Genomic DNA, 17238 nt, shown 5'->3' with positions numbered 1-17238 from the left:
GCCTTCGGTATCCGGCGCCGCGACACCCTCGCGGCGCCATGCTAGTTCCCCATTGCATCGACCACAGCGAAAGGAAAGGAGTAGAGACATGAGCACGGCTCCCAAAAAGCAAGAAGCCAAGCCGGACGCCAAGCCGGAAGAGAAAGCCGGTTTTAAACCCAAGAAGTCCGTTGCCCTGTCGGGCGTGGTCGCGGGCAACACCGCGCTGTGCACCGTCGGCCGCAGCGGCAACGACCTGCACTATCGCGGCTACGACATCCTGGACATCGCCCACACCAGCGAGTTCGAGGAAATTGCCCACCTGCTGGTCCACGGCAAGCTGCCCAACAAGGCCGAACTGGCCGCGTACAAGCAAAAGCTGAAGAGTCTGCGCGGCCTGCCCGCCCAGTTGCAAGTGGCGCTGGAAGCGTTGCCGGCATCCAGCCACCCCATGGACGTGATGCGCACCGCCGTGTCGGTGCTGGGCTGCGTGCTGCCTGAAAAAGACGACCACAACACCCCGGGCGCGCGCGACATCGCCGACCGCCTGATGGCCAACCTGGGTTCGGCCCTGCTGTACTGGTACCACTACAGCCACAACGGCCACATGATCGACGTGCAAACCGACGACGACAGCATCGGCGGCCACTTCCTGCATCTGCTGCACGGCGAAAAGCCCAGCGATGAATGGGTCAAGGCGATGCACATCTCCTTGAACCTGTACGCCGAGCACGAGTTCAATGCGTCGACCTTCACCGCGCGCGTCATCGCCGGCACGGGTTCGGACATGTTCTCGTCGATTGCCGGCGCCATTGGCGCACTGCGCGGCCCCAAGCACGGCGGCGCCAACGAAGTGGCGTTCGACGTGCAAAAGCGCTATGACACGCCGGACGAAGCCGAAGCCGACATCCGCCGCCGCGTCGAGGCCAAGGAAGTCATCATCGGCTTTGGCCACCCGGTCTACACCGTGTCCGACCCGCGCAACAAGGTCATCAAGGAAGTGGCGAAGAAGCTGTCCAAGAAGGCCGGCAGCACCAAGATGTTCGACATCGCCGAACGCCTGGAAACGGTCATGTGGGACATCAAGAAGATGTTCCCCAACCTGGACTGGTTCTCGGCCGTCAGCTACCACATGATGGGCGTGCCCACCGCCATGTTCACCCCGCTGTTCGTCATCGCGCGCACGGCGGGCTGGTCGGCCCACATCATTGAGCAGCGCATCGACAACAAGATCATCCGCCCCACCGCCAACTACGTGGGCCCGGAAGACCAGAAGTTCGTGCCGCTGGAAAAACGCAAGTAAGGCGACCCGCAACCAGAACGAGAACAAGGCGCGGCATGGCCACCTGTATTCACTTCTTCGCTAAGGAGGGTTCGCAATGTCCGCCCCAATCTCAAACGTACGTCCCGATCCCGATCAGGTCCTGGTCGATATCGCGGACTACGTTCTCAACTACGAGATCAAGAGCAGCCTGGCGTACGAGACCGCACGCAACTGCCTGATCGACACGCTGGGCTGCGGCCTGGAAGCGCTGGAATACCCGGCGTGCAAGAAGCTGCTGGGGCCGATCGTGCCTGGCACCGTGGTGCCCAACGGCGCCAAGGTGCCAGGCACGCCGTTCCAGCTTGACCCCGTGCAGGCCGCGTTCAACATCGGCACGATGATCCGCTGGCTGGATTTCAACGACACCTGGCTAGCCGCTGAATGGGGCCACCCGTCCGACAATCTGGGCGGCATCCTGGCCACGGCCGATTGGCTGTCGCGCACGGCCGTCGCCGCCGGCAAGCCCCCGCTGACCATGCGTGACGTGCTGACCGGCATGATCAAGGCGCATGAAATCCAGGGCTGCATCGCGCTGGAAAATTCCTTCAACAAGGTCGGTCTGGATCACGTGGTGCTGGTCAAGGTGGCGTCGACCGCCGTGGTGGCTCAGATGCTGGGCCTGGATCGCGACGAGGTCATCAACGCCGTGTCGCTGGCCTGGGTCGACGGCCAAAGCCTGCGCACGTATCGCCACGCACCCAACACCGGCAGCCGCAAAAGCTGGGCCGCGGGCGACGCCACCAGCCGCGCCGTGCGCCTGGCGCTGATCGCGAAAACCGGTGAAATGGGTTACCCGTCGGTGCTTAGCGCCAAGACCTGGGGCTTTTACGACGTGCTCTTCAAGGGGCAGCCGTTCAAGTTCCAGCGGCCGTATGGCAGCTACGTGATGGAGAACGTGCTGTTCAAGATATCGTTCCCGGCGGAATTCCATTCGCAGACCGCCGTGGAATGCGCCATGGACATCCACGCAAAGCTCAACGCACTGGGCAAAAGCGCGGACGACATCAAGGCCATCACGATCCGCACGCATGAAGCGTGCATCCGCATCATCGACAAGAAGGGCCCGCTGAACAACCCCGCCGACCGCGACCACTGCATCCAGTACATGGTGGCTGTGCCGGTGCTGTTCGGCCGCTTGACTGCCGGCGACTACGAAGACGAGGTCGCGCGCGACCCGCGCATCGACATCCTGCGCGACAAGATCGTCTGCGTGGAAGACCCGGCCTACACCCGCGACTACCACGACCCGGACAAGCGCTCGATAGCCAATGCGCTGACGGTGGAGTTCAACGACGGATCCAAGCTGGACGAAATCGTCTGCGAATATCCCATCGGCCACAAGCGCCGCCGCGCGGACGGCATCCCGCTGCTGGAAGCCAAGTTCCGCACCAATCTGGCCCGCATGTTCGCAGCCAAGCAGCAACGCCGCATCCTGGACGTGTCGCTGGATCAACACGCGCTGGAAGCCATGCCGGTCCACGAATACGTGGACCTGTACACGTAGGATGGGTGAAGCGCGCGTGAACGCTTGCTAACGCGCAAGTGCTGAACGCGCGCAACCCATGCTGGAGCAGAACCAGTCCTGATCGAGAGCCGGAATCTGTCGGAGGTTCTTGCGGTGGGCCCCTTGCCGTCCACGGTTGCTTGATGGGTTTCGCGCGTTTGACGTCGGAGTTCTTGGGGCGGGCGTATCGCGCTGCACCCATCCTACGGGCAACGGGCGGCCTTACAATGCGGCTTTCCTCGACGGAGGCTTGCCATGGGCATGCTTTGGGTCAAGACCTTTCACATTGTTTTTATCGCTTCCTGGTTTGCCGGATTGTTCTATCTGCCGCGCATTTTCGTGAACCTGGCGCAGCAATCGGACGCATCCGTCCAGGCAATCCTGCTGGGCATGGCGCGCCGGCTGTACCGCTTCACCACCATTCTTGCCGTGGTCGCCGTTGTGTTCGGCATGTGGCTGTACCTGGGCTACCGCATCGGCGTGGGTCCAGGCAACGGCTGGATGCATGCCAAACTCTTTTTCGTCTTGCTCGTCATCGGCTACCATCACGCCTGTGGCTTGATGCTGCGTAAGTTCGAACAGGGCAAAAACACCCGTTCGCACAAATTCTATCGCTGGTTCAACGAAGTTCCCGTCTTGCTGCTCTTGGTGGTGGTGGCGCTGGTCGTCGTCAAACCCTTCTGATTCCCCCTACCTTTGCACATTCGCCAGGATTCGTATGTCCTCTGATGACAAGGACCGCCCGCGCAAGACGCTGACGATCAAAAAAACGGCGCGCGACGCCCATGCCGAAGAGGCGCCCAAGCGCACCCGCACCGGTGCCCGCGCCAGGCTGGTCGCGCAGATCTCGCGCACCAAAGAAAACGTAGAACGCCAAAAGGACCCTGAAGGCTATCAACGCCGCCAGGAAGAAGAGGCGCGCCGCAAACCGGGCGCTGGTGCACGCGGCCAGTATGAGCGTGGGCAACCGAGCCGTGGCGAAGGTCGTGGCGCTGCCGGCCGAGGCTCGGCGGAACGGGGCGCGCCCGAACGCGGCGGATCTGCACGGGGCGGCTCCGAACGTCGCGGGTCCGAACGTGGCAACTCCGAACGGGGTGGCTCCGAACGCGGCAGCTCTGATCGTGGCAACTCCGAACGCGGCCGGTACGATCGCGGGCAGCCCGCCCGTGGGCGCTCCGACGACTCGCGCCGCGACGCCGCACCCAACGCCCGTTCAGGCCGTCCGCCGCAACGCGCACCGCGCCTTGATGACCAGTACATTGCGCCAGCCACGCCGGCGGGCCGCTTCTACGACCCGTTTGAAGATGACGGCCCCGCTCCCGATTTTCGAGCCGAAGCGACCGAGCACACCCCGGAACCGGAATTCACCGAGGCACGCAACGATTACCAGCACGCGTCGCCGGACGACCATCAAGACCGCGCACCGCGCGTCGAAACCCGCAGCCGCCGCCCGCGCGAAACCCACCAGGCGGAAGTGTTCACGGTGTTTGCCCCCTGCCCGCAAGGCCTGGAAGAAGCCCTGACCGCCGAAATGCAGGCGCTGGGCTACGACGATGCCCAGGCCGGCCGAGCCGGTTGCTCGTTCACGGCCGACTGGGCTGGAGTGCAGCGCGCCAACTTGTATTCGCGCCTGGCCACCCGCATTCTGGTGCAGGTGGCGCACGCCGAAATCTCGCATGAAGACGATATCCTCGACCTGGCCCGCGACACCCCCTGGGAACGCTGGTTCGGCGCCGAACAGACGCTGCGCGTGGACACCTCGGCCATCAAGAGCCCGGTGCAGAGCTTGCAGTACTGCAACCTGCGCGCCAAGGATGGCATCTGCGACCGCCTGCGCGAACTGGAAGGCGAACGCCCCAGCATCGATACGGTGCGCCCGGACGCGCGCGTCCACCTGTTCCTGACGGGCCATACGGCCACGCTGTATCTGGACACGTCGGGCGAATCGCTGTTCAAGCGCGGCTGGCGCCTGGACAAGGGCGAGGCGCCGCTGCGCGAAAACCTGGCGGCCGGCATGCTGGCCCTGGCCGGCTGGGACCCCGCCGCGCCACTGCTGGACCCGTTCTGCGGGTCGGGCACCATTTTGATCGAAGCGGCCTGGATTGCGCTTGGCGTGCCTCCCGGCATTTCGCGTCCGTTCGGTTTTGAACGTCTGCGCGACCACGACGCCTACCGCTGGCGCGACCTGAAGGACGATGCCCGTTCACGCATCCTGCCCCAATTGGACGCGCCGCTGGTCGGCTACGACCTGGATCCGCAAGCCATTGAATTCGCTCAGAACAACGCCGAGCGCGCCTGGCTGACGGCCGACTCGATCCGCTTTGAAGTCGGCGATGCCCGCCAGATAACGGCGCCCGCCGACCACGGCTGGATCGTCACCAACCCGCCCTATGGCGAGCGCATGCTGACCGAGCAAGACGCCGACTTGTGGCGCGACTGGGCCGCCTGCCTGAAACGTAATTTCGCGGGCTGGCAGTTGCATGTCATCACCAGCGACATGACGTTGCCCAACCAGATGCGCTTGAAGCCCAAGCGCCGCGTACCGCTGTACAACGGTGCGCTGGACTGCCGCCTCTTCGGCTTCGAGCTGGTTGCCGCCGGCTACCGCGACGTCTGAACGATCTCGGCCCGGGCGGTTCTCGCCCGGGCCCCTCCTCCCTTTCAGACTTGCCGCCACGTTGTAAAAGCGCCGCAACATGGCGCCCGTATCTTTGCTTAAGGTGCCCCGACGCTCGGATTTGGGGCATTATCAGCACCAAGGTGTTGCCACATTGCACCAGCTTGCATCTGCCACTTGCACAGGCCCAGGGTTAACCCCTATAATTCGGGTTATCCCTAGTAGCTAAACAACTGAGCAAGCCCGTGGAGGCTATTGTGATCAACCCGAACAACACCATCCGCCTGACCGACGAACTCGAGCGTCAACTGATGCTCCAGGCAATTGAAGAGCAATTCCGTCCGCACCCGATGCGGGCATTGGCCGCAGGCCTGCGTAAGCTGGCCCACGGCGTGAAAGCCCTGGCTGGCAAGACGAGCGCCAAGAACGCGCACTCCGCCGCCTGAAGCTTTACCTGGGCCTGATTCGCGGCCCGAACGATTTTCCCCTTGGGGGCTGCATAGCCCCTTTTATAGACCCGCCCTTACCGGCGGGTTTTTTTTTGTCGGATAATGGCGACCCATGACGACCGACGCTTACCTCGACCAGACTCCCAATCGGCTGCGCCGATTCGCCTGCATGATGTATGAAGCCGTGCTGCTCTTCGGCGTCGTGTTTCTGGCCGGCTACCTGCTGGACACACTGACCCAAAGCAAGAACGCGCTGGAGCTGCGTCCGACCCGCCAAGCGTGGTTGTTCGTCGCCATTGGTGCCTACTTCGTGCTGTGCTGGCGCCGCCGTGGGCAGACGCTGCCCATGAAAACCTGGAACATCAGGCTGGTGGACCGGGACGGCAACACCCCGAAAATGCCGCGCCTGATTCTGCGCTACGTCCTGGTCTGGCCACTGGTGCTGGCTGGCGCGGCCGTGGTGTGGGGCGCCGCCAGCCTGACCGGCTGGCCGTCGGTGGACATGTTCATCGTCGCCGCACCGTTCACGATCTTTATCTGGTCCTGGTTCGATCCCGAGGGCCAGTTCCTGCACGACCGGCTGCTTGGTACGCGGCTGCGCAACGCGCCTGGACGTCAGAAGACGCAATAGTCTCCCCCCCTGGCGAGGACGGCGCCGGTCAGCCGTCACAACAGCGTCACGAAAACTTCATACGCCCGTCATGGCCGGCTGGTCTCATTCCTAGGCATGACGACAGCCCACATGGAAGCGACCGTGAACGAAATCCGCCCCGCACACTGGCGTGCCCTCTGGATTTCCGACATTCACCTGGGCACTGCCGGGTGCAAGGCGGAATTCCTGCTCGATTTCCTGGATCACAACGACTCGGACACCCTGTACCTGGTGGGCGACATCGTGGACGGCTGGCAACTGCGCAAGCACTGGCACTGGCCACGCGCGCACAACGACGTCATCCAGCGCATCTTGCGCAAAGCCCGCAACGGCACTCGGGTGGTGTTCATCCCCGGCAACCATGACGAATTCGCGCGTGAATTCGCGGGTTACGCATTTGGCGACATTGAAATCCTGGACGAAGACGTCCACGTCACGGCCAAAGGATTGCGCCTGCTGGTGCTGCACGGCGACCAGTTCGACGGCGTGATCCAGCACAGCCGCTGGCTGGCGCATCTGGGCGACGGCCTCTACCAACTGGCCTTGTGGATCAACCACCATTTCAACCGGCTGCGCCACCGACTGGGCCTGCACTACTGGTCGCTGTCGCAGTATCTGAAGCACAAGGTCAAGAACGCGGTGTCCTTCATCACGGATTTTGAAGAGGCGCTGGCGGGCGAGGCGCGCCGGCGCGGGCTGGACGGTGTCGTGTGCGGACACATCCACAAGGCCGAACTGCGCGATGTGAACGGCATTCTGTATTGCAATGACGGCGACTGGGTGGAAAGCCTGTCGGCTCTGGCGGAAACCCACGAGGGCCAGTTGCAACTGCTGGACTGGGCCGCCATCCAGGCCGAACGTCAAACGGACCCCTCTGCCCGCCCTCCGCGTTCGCTGTCGCTTCCTGCGCTGCCGTCAGCCCTGCGCCGCCAAGGCAAACATCCGTGATAACCCGAATGCGTCCCCATTACGCAACGGGGATATTGCAGTTCACGGCCCTCTAGGTCATGCTTGCATCTGAGCCAACGGGCGAGCCGGTCCGTTCACGCAGCTGCAACATGCTTACAACATAGGGCCATGAACGACCAATATCAGGCGCTCTACCAATCATTCCGCTGGCTGGTTCCCACCCAGTTCAACATCGCGGAAGCGTGCTGCCACCGCTGGGCATCCAGTAGTCCGGATGCGCGGCGCATCGCCATCTACTACGAAGACGAATCCGGCAACCGCGAGGTCTGGACCTATGCCCGCCTGGCCGAAGCCGTCAATCAACTGGCCAACGGCCTGGTGAAGATGGGCGTGGGCCGGGGCGACCGCGTCGGTGTGGTGCTGGGGCAACGGCCGGAAACGGTTGTGGCCCACATGGCCATCTACACCGTTGGGGGGGTTGTGCTGCCCTTGTCGGCGTTGTTCGGTCCCGAGGCGCTGGAAAGCCGCCTGCGCGACTCTGAAACGCGAGTCGCCATCGTGGACCACGCCTCCAGCGCCAACCTGCTGGCGGTAAGCGACAACTGCCCCCATTTGCAGCAGATCATCGGAATCGGATTCGCGGATGAGCGTGTGCTGCCCTGGCGCAGCCTGCTGGCGCGCCAGCCCAACGAATTCAAGGCAATCCCGACCCGCTCGTCGGACCCCGCCATCCTGCTCTACACGTCCGGCACCACCGGCGCGCCCAAGGGCGCCCTGCTGCCCCATAGCGTGCTGATCGGCAACCTGCCGGGCTTCGTGGCCTCGCAAGACTGGTTTCCCAAGCCCGCCGACGTGTTCTGGTCACCCGCCGACTGGGCCTGGACCGGCGGCATGATGGACGCGCTGTTGCCCACCCTGTATTTCGGACACCCCATCGTGGGCACGCGCGGCCGCTTTTCGCCCGAGCGCGCGTTCGAGCTCATGGAGCGCTACCAGGTCACCAACACCTTTCTCTTTCCCACCGCCCTGAAGATGATGATGAAGGCGGTGCCGGAACCCCGCAACCACTACAAGCTGGCGCTGCGCTCCATCATGAGCGCGGGCGAAAGCGTGGGCGAGACGGTTTTTGGCTGGTGCCAGTCGGCCTTGGGCGTGACGCCCAACGAGATGTTCGGCCAGACAGAAATGAACTACGTGGTGGGCAATAGCCAGAAGCGCTGGCCTGCCCGCGCGGGCAGCATGGGCCGCCCGTATCCCGGCCACCAGGTGGCGGTGCTGAACGAGGCCGGGCAAGCAGTGGCGCCGGGCGAAACCGGCGAGATCGCGGTCAACCGGCTGGATATCCACGGCTATCCGGACCCGGTGATGTTCCTGGGCTACTGGCGCAATGAAGCCGCCACCCAGGCCAAGTTCAAAGGCGACTGGTGCCTGACGGGCGACCTGGCCACCCTCGATGCGGATGGCTACCTCTGGTATGCCGGCCGCGCCGACGACGTGTTCAAATCCGCCGGTTATCGCATCGGCCCAGGAGAAATCGAAAGCTGCCTGATCGGCCATCCGGCCGTGGCCAACGCTGCCGTGGTGCCCAAGCCGGACGCCGAGCGCGGTGCGCTGGTCAAGGCCTATGTCGTGCTGACGCCCGAGTTCGCCCAGCGCGACCGCACCGACGTCATCGAGAACCTGCAGGAACATGTGCGCGAGCGCCTGGCGCCCTACGAATATCCGAAGGAAATCGAGTTCGTCGACGAATTGCCGATGACCACCACCGGTAAGATCCAACGCCGCATCCTGCGCCTGCGCGAAGAAGAACGCGCGCGCGCCATGCCCGCGCCTGCGTCGGTTGCGCCCGCCTCGGTTGCGCCTGCCTCGGCCCCGGCCTCGGCTCCGACTGCGCCTGCTCCGACTGCGCCCTCCCTGGCTACGGCCGCAGAGCAAGCCGGGGCCGCGGACGCGGCACCCGCCCAGCCGGCAGCATCGGCGCCATCGACCCCATCAGCCCCGCCCGGCCCAGAAAAACTATCGGAGACCTAGGCAATGCCGATTTACCAGCTTGACGACCTGATTCCCCACATTGACCCTGCCGCCTATGTCGCCGACAGTGCCGACATCATCGGCAACGTCACGTTGGAAGCCGGCGTCAGCATCTGGTCGCACGTATCGATCCGGGGCGACAACGACGCCATCCTGATCCGGAGTGGCACCAATATCCAGGAATCCAGCGTCCTGCACGTGGATAGCGGCTGTCCCATGACGATCGGCCCTAACGTCACCGTGGGCCATCAAGCCATGCTGCATGGCTGCACCATCCACGAAGGCGCGCTGGTGGGCATGCAGGCCATCGTGCTGAACAACGCCGTGATTGGCCGGAATTGCCTGATCGGCGCAGGCGCGATCATCCCCGAAGGCCGGGTCATTCCAGACAACTCGCTGGTGATCGGAATCGGCAAAGTGGTGCGCGAACTCTCGGAAGAAGAAATCGCCAATTTGCACCACAACACCGCCCATTACGTGGCGCGCGGCCAACACTACAAGACGGCGCTCAAACGCCTGGCCTGAGCCCGCCGGGCGCGGCCCGAAGCCCTGCTGGCGACGCGGGAATTGGGCCGCCTGATCGGCTAAGATTCCCCCCATGACCGATCAGCTGAAAAAATACCTTACCGAAGACCGCAGCGTCCGCATCCAGGCCGTGCGCCTGGACGCGACCTGGAAGGCCGTTCAGGCCAACCATGACTATCCGCCCGCCATTACCCACCTGCTGGGCGAACTGGTCGCCGCGTCCACCCTGCTTGCCGCCAACATCAAGTTTGATGGTTCGCTGGTGCTACAGATCCAGGGCGATGGCCCCATCGCGTTGCTGGTGGTGGAATGCCGTTCCGACTTGAGCCTGCGCGCCACCGTCAAGGTGCGCGAAGGCCACGAAGTGCCGGCCGACGGCACCATGCAAAGCCTGCTCAACCCGGGCGGCAACGGCCGCTTCATCGTGGTACTGGACCCGCAGCGCAAGCTGCCCGGCCAGCAAACCTACCAGGGCATCGTCCCGCTGGAAGGCGACACGGTGGCGCAGGCGTTACAGCACTACATGAAGGCTTCCGAACAGCTCGACACGCGCTTGTGGCTGGCTGCCGACGCCGATCATGCCGCGGGCATGCTCGTGCAGCGCCTGCCTTTCCACGGCGGCACCGATGCACCGCTGTTGACCGAGCAGACGGCGGCCGACACCTGGGATCGCGTCGTGGCATTGGCCAGCACGCTCAAGCGCGACGAAGTGCTGGAAGCCGACATCGACACGCTGATCCATCGCCTGTTCTGGGAAGACACCCTGTTGGCATTTGACCCGGTGGCCGTGCGCTGGCATTGCCCCTGCACGCGCGAACGCGTGGCCAGCATGCTGCGTTCGCTGGGCGAAGAGGAAGTCAACAGCGTCCTGGCCGAGCGCGGCCAGGTGGATGTGTCCTGCGACTTCTGCGGCAAGCCGTACAAGTTCGACGCCGTCGACTGCGCCACGCTGTTCTCCCCCAACCAACCCCCGGCCGACGACGCGCCTCCCACGGTGCACTGATAGGGCCGCGTCCCGTCACGCGGGACGTTTCCATCACGCCGGATTGTCCGTATCGACAGGCGGTCATGCCCGCGCCACACTGCGCAGCCATGACCGCCTTTTTCTTTGCGCCACGTCAGCGGGGCGCCGCCGCCATCGAATTCGCCGTGGCTGGCGCCATGGTGTTACTGCTGGGCGTGGAAGCCGCACGCTGGCAGGCCGTACGCCACATGGTGCACGTGGCGCTGATGGAGGCGGCGCGCGCGGGTGCGACCGCCCACGGCAACCCCATCCCCATGCGCGATGCCTTCCTCCAAGGGCTGCTGCCCCTGCATGCCAGCGTCCTCGGTAAAGCAGGCGCCTTGCGGCAATTGACGCGCGAACAAGCCGAACGCGTTGCATCCGCAGACCTGACGCCATGGCGCATTGAAGTGCTGCGGCCCAACGCCCGCGCCTTCCGCGAACACGGCCGTGCCGGGCTGAACGTGCCCGGGGCACCCGGCCGGCGCGCCATCGACAATGAATACCAAGATCTGCAACACGCGCGCAGGCCCCCACGCCCTGGTGGCCCCAGCGTTTTTGAGGCCAACACCTTGGCGCTGCGCCTGACCTATCTGCACAAGCCGTGGTTTGCGCCCGTGCGCGCCGTCTTGGCAACGCTGGGCCGCAACGATGCCAGCTACGCGGGCGTGGCCCGCCAGCATGGCTTGCTGCCGATTCAGATTGAACTGGAAATGGAAATGCACTCACATCCCGTCGATTGGACAGGAAGCGGGCGATACCCCGCGGAGATTGTGGCGGGCGCATGCCGCAACGCCCGCTGCCAATGACTGGGCGTCAGTGCCGTGGGGCGGTGCCTGCGGCGTTGGCGGATGGTTTGGCGGCCGCCGCGCCGCTGCGCGCGGGCGTTGCCGGCTTGGCGGCTCCGCCGGTCGCCACCGAAGCGCCACCGGCGGGCGGGTGCACATTCTGCGGTAGAACCTGAACGAACACTTCGCCTTCGCGCATCATGCCCAGTTCACCGCGCGCACGCTCTTCTATGGCCCCAGTGCCACCTTCAAGATCGCGCACTTCAGCTTCCAGCGCCGCATTGCGCGCGCGCAGGCCTTCGTTGGTCTCGCGCTGCTCGGCCACTTGGCGTTGCAGATCCCAGACCTTGAACCAGCCTCCCTTACCCAGCCACAGCGGATATTGGATCAAGCCGACCAGCACGAACAGCACCAGGAACAACAGGCGCATACGCGAGAACCCTCAGAGCAGTCGTGGCGCGGATGCGGTGGCGGCGCCAGGCGCTGCCACCGCGCTTCCCATCAACGCAGGTTGTAGAAAGCTTCCAGGCCAGGATACGAGGCCACTTCGGCCAGCTCTTCTTCAATGCGCAAGAGCTGGTTGTACTTGGCCATGCGATCCGAACGGGACAACGAACCCGTCTTGATCTGCATGGCGTTGGTCGCCACGGCGATGTCGGCGATGGTGGAATCTTCGGTTTCGCCAGAGCGGTGCGACACGACGGCGGTATAGCCGGCGCGCTTGGCCATTTCGATGGCGGCGAAGGTTTCGGTCAGCGTGCCGATCTGGTTGATCTTGATCAGGATCGAGTTGGCGACGCCCTTCTGGATGCCTTCACGCAGGATCTTGGTGTTGGTGACGAACAGGTCGTCGCCCACCAATTGCACCTTCTTGCCCAACTGGTCGGTCAACAGCTTCCAGCCGTCCCAGTCGTTTTCGGCCATGCCGTCTTCGATGGAGATGATCGGGTACTTGTCGCACCAGGTAGCCAGCAGGTTGGTGAATTCCTGCGAGGACAGCGAGATGCCGCCTTCGCCGGCCAGCGTGTACTTGCCGTCGCGGTAGAACTCCGAGCTGGCGCAATCCAGGCCCAGGGCGATCTGCGTGCCCGGCTCGTAGCCGGCTTCGGTGATGGCCTTCAGGATCAGTTGGATGGCGGCTTCATGGCTGGGCACGTTGGGCGCAAAACCGCCTTCGTCACCCACAGCCGTGGACATGCCCTGGCCGTGAATCAGCTTCTTCAGCATGTGGAAGACTTCAGCGCCCCAGCGCAGGGCTTCGCGGAAGCTGCCCGCGCCTACCGGCAGGATCATCAGTTCTTGCAGGTCGAGCGTGTTGTTGGCGTGCGCGCCGCCGTTGATGACGTTCATCATCGGCACGGGCATGCTCATGGGGCCGCTGCCGCCGAAGTAACGGTACAGCGACAGGCCGGATTCGTCGGCGGCGGCGCGGGCCACGGCCATGCTGGCAGCCAGGATGGCGTTGGCGCCCAGGCGTTCCTTGGAATCCGTGCCGTCCAGCTCGATCAAGGTGCGATCGACGAAGGTCTGTTCCTGGGCGTCCAGGCCCATCAAGGCTTCGGAGATCTCGGTGTTCAGATTTTCAACGGCGCGCAGCACGCCCTTGCCCAGATAACGGCCCTTGTCGCCGTCACGCAGTTCGATGGCTTCGCGGGCGCCGGTGGATGCGCCGGACGGCACGGCCGCGCGGCCCATGGCGCCGGACTCCAGCAGCACATCGCATTCCACGGTGGGGTTGCCGCGCGAATCCAGAATCTCGCGGCCGATGATATCGACGATTGCACTCATGACTTTACATTCCCTGAACGATAAACATATTCATGACAGCCGCGCCCTCGCGGGCGTTGCGGGCACGGCGGTACTGCCAGGAGTCGTAGAAGGCCTGGGCAGCAGTCATGGACGGAAACTCCATGACGACGGTGCGGCCAGGCTTACGGCCCTCAAGGTGCTTGGTCTCGCCGCCCCGCACCAGGACCTTGGCATCGTACGCGCGCATGGCGAGCGTGGACAGACGCTTGTAGTCCTCGTATTGCGCGGGCTTGGTCACCGTGACTTCGGCGATGATGTAAGCACTCATGGGGTTCCTTCAGAGCAGTGGCGTTGAAAGGGGGTGGCGCCGGATGCGGCAAAGCCGCCAGTGTCGCGCAAAGCGGCCTGGCGACACCTGTCCGATGCTAATTGGTTGTATCCGAAAGCAGCGCCGCCGCATAGAGCGGCACTGGGGGACAGGGCCGCGGCCCCGAGGATCCGCTTACGGAACTCGAGACCGCGAACCCGCATTACGCCCCCTGACCGCGACGAGACTTCTGCTCGATGGCGGCGCGGATATAGCTGGAGAACAACGGGTGGCCATCACGCGGGGTGGACGTGAACTCCGGGTGGAACTGCACACCCACGAACCACGGGTGATCGGGCAATTCCATCATTTCCGGCAGGTTTTCGGTCGGCGTGCGGGCGCTGATCACCATGCCGGCCTCTTCCAGGCGCGGCACGTAGACGTTGTTGACCTCGTAGCGGTGACGGTGACGCTCGTTCACTTCGTCGCCGTAGATGGTCTGCGCGCGGGTGCCCGGCTTGATCGGCACGCGCTGCGCGCCCTTGCGCATGGTGCCGCCCAGGTCGGACGAGTTGTCGCGCTTTTCAACCTTGCCTTCGCGGTCCATCCATTCGGTGATCAATGCCACCACCGGGTGGGGCGCCGACGGATCGAATTCCGTGCTGTTGGCGCCGCCCAGGCCGGCGACATGGCGCGCGAACTCGATCACGGCCAATTGCATGCCCAGGCAGATGCCCAGGTAGGGCACGCCGTTTTCACGGGCAAAGCGGATGGCGGCGATCTTGCCCTCGGTGCCACGCTTGCCGAAGCCGCCCGGCACCAGAATGGCGTCCAGATGCTTCAGTTGGTCGGTGCCGCGGGTTTCGATGTCTTCCGAATCGATGTATTCGATGTTGATCTTCGAGCGCGTGTGGATGCCGGCGTGGACCAGGGCTTCCGTCAGCGACTTGTACGATTCGGTCAGGTCGACATACTTGCCGACCATGCCGATCGTCAGTTGGTGCTGCGGGTGCTCCAGCGCTTCGACCAGGTTGTCCCACATGGACAGATCGGCCGGCGGCGGGGTCAGACCCAGCGCTTCGCAGACGATGTTGTCCACGCCTTGCTTGTGCAGCATGGCGGGAATCTTGTAGATGGAGTCGGCATCCCAAACGGAAATGACGGCGTCCAGCGGCACGTTCGAGAACATCGAGATCTTGGCGCGCTCGTCGTCCGGAATGGGACGGTCGGCGCGGCACAAGAGCGCGTTCGGATAGATACCGATTTCGCGCAACTTCTGGACCGAATGCTGCGTGGGCTTGGTTTTCAGTTCGCCTGCGGAGGCGATAAACGGCACCAGGGTCAGATGCACGAAGGCCGCGTTGTTGCGGCCCATGCGCAGGCTCATCTGGCGAGCGGCTTCCAGGAAAGGCAGGGACTCGATGTCGCCCACGGTGCCGCCGATTTCGACGATGGCGACGTCCGTGTTGCCGTTCCAGCCGGCTTCAGCGCCACGGGCGATGAAGTCCTGGATTTCGTTGGTGATGTGCGGAATGACCTGGACAGTCTTGCCCAGGTAGTCGCCACGCCGTTCCTTGCGCAGCACCGATTCGTAGATCTGGCCGGTGGTGAAGTTGTTCACCTTGTGCATGCGAGCGGAAATGAAACGCTCGTAGTGGCCCAGGTCCAGATCGGTTTCGGCGCCGTCTTCGGTGACGAACACTTCACCGTGCTGGAAGGGGCTCATCGTGCCCGGATCGACGTTGATGTACGGGTCGAGCTTCAGCATGGTGACCTGCAAACCACGCGACTCGAGGATGGCGGCGAGCGACGCAGCGGCGATGCCCTTGCCCAGGGAAGACACCACTCCGCCGGTGACAAATACGTATTTGGTCATCGTAATGAGCACCCGGGACGAGCGGGCGCGTGCGGGAAATTTGGATTATAGCCGGGAGGCGGAAGTTATTTGGGTTTTCCCCTAGCGATGACGAGTAACATTTGGCAGCACTCAAACAAGCCCCACGGCGCGGCGCTTGCGTGTGGGCGGACAACGCCGTGATATGTTCGATCCCTAATTTTCAGGTGCTGTTTTTTATCAACACTCGCCCATCGCCAATGATCCCTTCCACCCGATCCCCCACCTCGCTTGCCTGGCGCTTGGCGCTTGCCGCCGTCATCGTGCGCCTGGTCTACGCCGCGCTGGTGCAAAGCTACACGATGCTGGGCCTGCCCCAATCGGAGCAGATGCGCGATATGTATAGCCAGCCTCAGTATCTGATGCCCATGCTGACCAACATCGTGGCGTCGGCCGTCATGGTCGGGCTGACGGTGTGGGGCACGATGCACAACTGGTTGCGCCGCCGCGACACCACGGCGGTGGACGAACCGCGCAAGCTGTTCGGCACGTTCATCGCCTTGCAGTTGCTCTACACCTTGATGGTCTCGGCCGCCATCGCGTACCTGCACAACGTGGGCATGCAGTTCCTTATGGCGCAGCGCGACGCGCTGACCGAGCGGTTCGGCATCGACATGGCCGGGCAGTTCCTGGCCATGGGCGTGCTCTTCCGGATCGTGGCCATCGTGTTGGAAATTCTTGGCATGTTCCTGGCCGTGCGCATCGCTGCCTGGACCGCACAACGCACGGGGCCGGCGGGCGCACCCGCCTACGATCGGCGCCACGCGGCCTGGAACACCGGCTTGACCGTGCTGGCCTGGCAGTTGACCGTGTCGATCGCTTTGGGCGGTTACCTGCAAATGATGTTTCTGAATGCCGACTGGCCGTCTTTCGTGTTGGGGTATCTGGTCCTACCCGCGCTGCTGTTGGTGCTGTGCACGCTGGTCTGCCTGAACATTTTGCCGCGCCAGCTGGGCACAGCCGGGCCGGGGCGTGCCGTGGTCCACGGCACGATCGTGTTCTGGCTGGCGCAGGCGGCAGGCATCGGCATCGCCTATCTGGCCATCCAGGCGATGAGCTGGAGCCAACTGATGCGCGCGGCTGAATCCATAGGCGCCGCCGTGGCCGCGCTGGCGATCTATGCCGCGCTGCTGGCCGTGGGATGCATTCTCGGCAAGCTGGCGCTGTATCGCCAGGCGCACGCCACATAGGCTCGTAGGATGGGTGAAGCGCGCACGGCTGGGCATCAGTGAATTGCCGCATGCCGCGCGTAACCCATCGGGCGGTGCAGCGTTCTTACGGTGAGGCGGTGCAGCATTCTTACAGTGGGCCGCTGAAGCATTCTTGCAATGGGCCGCTGTAGCGTTCTTGCCGTGGGCCGCTGAAGCGCCGCCGTTGCTTGATGGGTTGCGCGCGTTGGGCTGCTTCTTTCTTGCCTTGGATCTGGCGCGCTTCACCCATCCTACGGACCCGCATCGTAGGATGGGTGAAGCGCGCGCGGCTGGGCATCTGTGACTTGCCGCATGCC

16 protein-coding genes are annotated in these 17238 nt (G+C 64.0%); 12 read left to right on the top strand and 4 right to left on the bottom strand.

The genetic code is table 11. The annotated features are described in order from the left end of the window. Positions 1–88 precede the first annotated feature (88 nt). The 11 genes from prpC to P8T11_RS26980 all read left to right on the top strand — a co-directional run bounded on the left by prpC (position 89) and on the right by P8T11_RS26980 (position 11802). Positions 89–1282 carry a bifunctional 2-methylcitrate synthase/citrate synthase gene (gene prpC / locus P8T11_RS27030; RefSeq protein ID WP_230693649.1) on the top strand — a complete coding sequence of 398 codons (1194 nt, stop codon included), beginning with the start codon at positions 89–91 and terminating at the stop codon, positions 1280–1282. A gap of 76 nt (positions 1283–1358) precedes the next feature. Next, the gene (locus P8T11_RS27025) at positions 1359–2807 is read left to right on the top strand and encodes a bifunctional 2-methylcitrate dehydratase/aconitate hydratase (RefSeq protein WP_268079209.1); all 1449 of its coding nucleotides are present in this window, start codon (positions 1359–1361) and stop codon (positions 2805–2807) included. Positions 2808–3062: 255 nt separating this feature from the next. After that, positions 3063–3491, top strand: a complete 429-nt coding sequence (locus P8T11_RS27020; protein WP_268079210.1) for a CopD family protein — start codon at positions 3063–3065, stop codon at positions 3489–3491. A 574-nt stretch (positions 3492–4065) separates the two neighbouring features. Next, complete coding sequence (locus tag P8T11_RS27015; protein WP_326494535.1) at positions 4066–5424, top strand: THUMP domain-containing class I SAM-dependent RNA methyltransferase; 1359 nt, start codon at positions 4066–4068, stop codon at positions 5422–5424. Positions 5425–5681: 257 nt separating this feature from the next. Beyond that, positions 5682–5870 carry a hypothetical protein gene (locus P8T11_RS27010; protein ID WP_035212795.1) on the top strand — a complete coding sequence of 63 codons (189 nt, stop codon included), beginning with the start codon at positions 5682–5684 and terminating at the stop codon, positions 5868–5870. A gap of 115 nt (positions 5871–5985) precedes the next feature. Then, the gene (locus tag P8T11_RS27005) at positions 5986–6504 is read left to right on the top strand and encodes an RDD family protein (protein WP_268079212.1); all 519 of its coding nucleotides are present in this window, start codon (positions 5986–5988) and stop codon (positions 6502–6504) included. Between the two features lie 96 nt (positions 6505–6600). Beyond that, a complete protein-coding gene (locus tag P8T11_RS27000; RefSeq protein WP_268079213.1) occupies positions 6601–7473 on the top strand; it encodes a UDP-2,3-diacylglucosamine diphosphatase in 873 nt (290 codons plus the stop codon). A gap of 129 nt (positions 7474–7602) precedes the next feature. After that, positions 7603–9465, top strand: coding sequence for an acyl-CoA synthetase (locus tag P8T11_RS26995; protein ID WP_418910266.1), 1863 nt, complete (start codon positions 7603–7605; stop codon positions 9463–9465). 3 nt (positions 9466–9468) lie between these two features. Then, a complete protein-coding gene (locus tag P8T11_RS26990) occupies positions 9469–9990 on the top strand; it encodes a gamma carbonic anhydrase family protein (protein WP_268079214.1) in 522 nt (173 codons plus the stop codon). A gap of 73 nt (positions 9991–10063) precedes the next feature. Next, a complete protein-coding gene (hslO, locus tag P8T11_RS26985) occupies positions 10064–10993 on the top strand; it encodes an Hsp33 family molecular chaperone HslO (protein WP_268079215.1) in 930 nt (309 codons plus the stop codon). A gap of 89 nt (positions 10994–11082) precedes the next feature. Further along, entirely contained in the window at positions 11083–11802 is a 720-nt protein-coding gene (locus tag P8T11_RS26980) for a TadE/TadG family type IV pilus assembly protein (RefSeq protein WP_268079216.1), read from the top strand. Positions 11803–11809: 7 nt separating this feature from the next. Here the strand turns inward: P8T11_RS26980 and ftsB are convergent, their stop codons facing one another. The 4 genes from ftsB to P8T11_RS26960 all read right to left on the bottom strand — a co-directional run bounded on the left by ftsB (position 11810) and on the right by P8T11_RS26960 (position 15713). Further along, positions 11810–12211 carry a cell division protein FtsB gene (gene ftsB / locus P8T11_RS26975; RefSeq protein ID WP_268079217.1) on the bottom strand — a complete coding sequence of 134 codons (402 nt, stop codon included), beginning with the start codon at positions 12209–12211 and terminating at the stop codon, positions 11810–11812. Positions 12212–12282: 71 nt separating this feature from the next. Beyond that, positions 12283–13569 (bottom strand): phosphopyruvate hydratase, encoded by a 1287-nt coding sequence (eno, locus tag P8T11_RS26970; RefSeq protein ID WP_268079218.1) that lies wholly within the window; start codon positions 13567–13569, stop codon positions 12283–12285. Between the two features lie 4 nt (positions 13570–13573). Continuing rightward, positions 13574–13858: a DUF1330 domain-containing protein gene (locus P8T11_RS26965; protein ID WP_046802646.1), complete on the bottom strand. Its 285-nt coding sequence runs from the start codon at positions 13856–13858 to the stop codon at positions 13574–13576. Between the two features lie 202 nt (positions 13859–14060). Continuing rightward, entirely contained in the window at positions 14061–15713 is a 1653-nt protein-coding gene (locus P8T11_RS26960; protein WP_259251845.1) for a CTP synthase, read from the bottom strand. Positions 15714–15931: 218 nt separating this feature from the next. On the opposite strand from P8T11_RS26960, the gene P8T11_RS26955 reads away from it, so the two are divergent. Further along, positions 15932–16921 (top strand): hypothetical protein, encoded by a 990-nt coding sequence (locus tag P8T11_RS26955; protein WP_268079219.1) that lies wholly within the window; start codon positions 15932–15934, stop codon positions 16919–16921. Positions 16922–17238: the final 317 nt, after the last annotated feature.

Origin of the sequence: Achromobacter spanius, assembly GCF_029637605.1 — a bacterium.
In the GTDB taxonomy this organism is placed as follows: Bacteria; Pseudomonadota; Gammaproteobacteria; order Burkholderiales; family Burkholderiaceae_B; genus Achromobacter; species Achromobacter spanius_E.
Note: the sequence above shows the minus strand (reverse complement) of the source record. Positions and strands in the feature narration are given on the sequence as shown.

What these genes read in the sequence shown, in the direction of transcription:
- prpC (WP_230693649.1), top strand. Translation starts at nt 89, where the DNA reads ATGAGCACGGCTCCCAAAAAGCAAGAAGCCAAGCCGGACGCCAAGCCG.
- P8T11_RS27025 (WP_268079209.1), top strand. Translation starts at nt 1,359, where the DNA reads ATGTCCGCCCCAATCTCAAACGTACGTCCCGATCCCGATCAGGTCCTG.
- P8T11_RS27020 (WP_268079210.1), top strand. Translation starts at nt 3,063, where the DNA reads ATGGGCATGCTTTGGGTCAAGACCTTTCACATTGTTTTTATCGCTTCC.
- P8T11_RS27005 (WP_268079212.1), top strand. Translation starts at nt 5,986, where the DNA reads ATGACGACCGACGCTTACCTCGACCAGACTCCCAATCGGCTGCGCCGA.
- P8T11_RS27000 (WP_268079213.1), top strand. Translation starts at nt 6,601, where the DNA reads ATGACGACAGCCCACATGGAAGCGACCGTGAACGAAATCCGCCCCGCA.
- P8T11_RS26995 (WP_418910266.1), top strand. Translation starts at nt 7,603, where the DNA reads ATGAACGACCAATATCAGGCGCTCTACCAATCATTCCGCTGGCTGGTT.
- P8T11_RS26990 (WP_268079214.1), top strand. Translation starts at nt 9,469, where the DNA reads ATGCCGATTTACCAGCTTGACGACCTGATTCCCCACATTGACCCTGCC.
- hslO (WP_268079215.1), top strand. Translation starts at nt 10,064, where the DNA reads ATGACCGATCAGCTGAAAAAATACCTTACCGAAGACCGCAGCGTCCGC.
- P8T11_RS26980 (WP_268079216.1), top strand. Translation starts at nt 11,083, where the DNA reads ATGACCGCCTTTTTCTTTGCGCCACGTCAGCGGGGCGCCGCCGCCATC.
- ftsB (WP_268079217.1), bottom strand. Translation starts at nt 12,211, where the DNA reads ATGCGCCTGTTGTTCCTGGTGCTGTTCGTGCTGGTCGGCTTGATCCAA.
- eno (WP_268079218.1), bottom strand. Translation starts at nt 13,569, where the DNA reads ATGAGTGCAATCGTCGATATCATCGGCCGCGAGATTCTGGATTCGCGC.
- P8T11_RS26965 (WP_046802646.1), bottom strand. Translation starts at nt 13,858, where the DNA reads ATGAGTGCTTACATCATCGCCGAAGTCACGGTGACCAAGCCCGCGCAA.
- P8T11_RS26960 (WP_259251845.1), bottom strand. Translation starts at nt 15,713, where the DNA reads ATGACCAAATACGTATTTGTCACCGGCGGAGTGGTGTCTTCCCTGGGC.
- P8T11_RS26955 (WP_268079219.1), top strand. Translation starts at nt 15,932, where the DNA reads ATGATCCCTTCCACCCGATCCCCCACCTCGCTTGCCTGGCGCTTGGCG.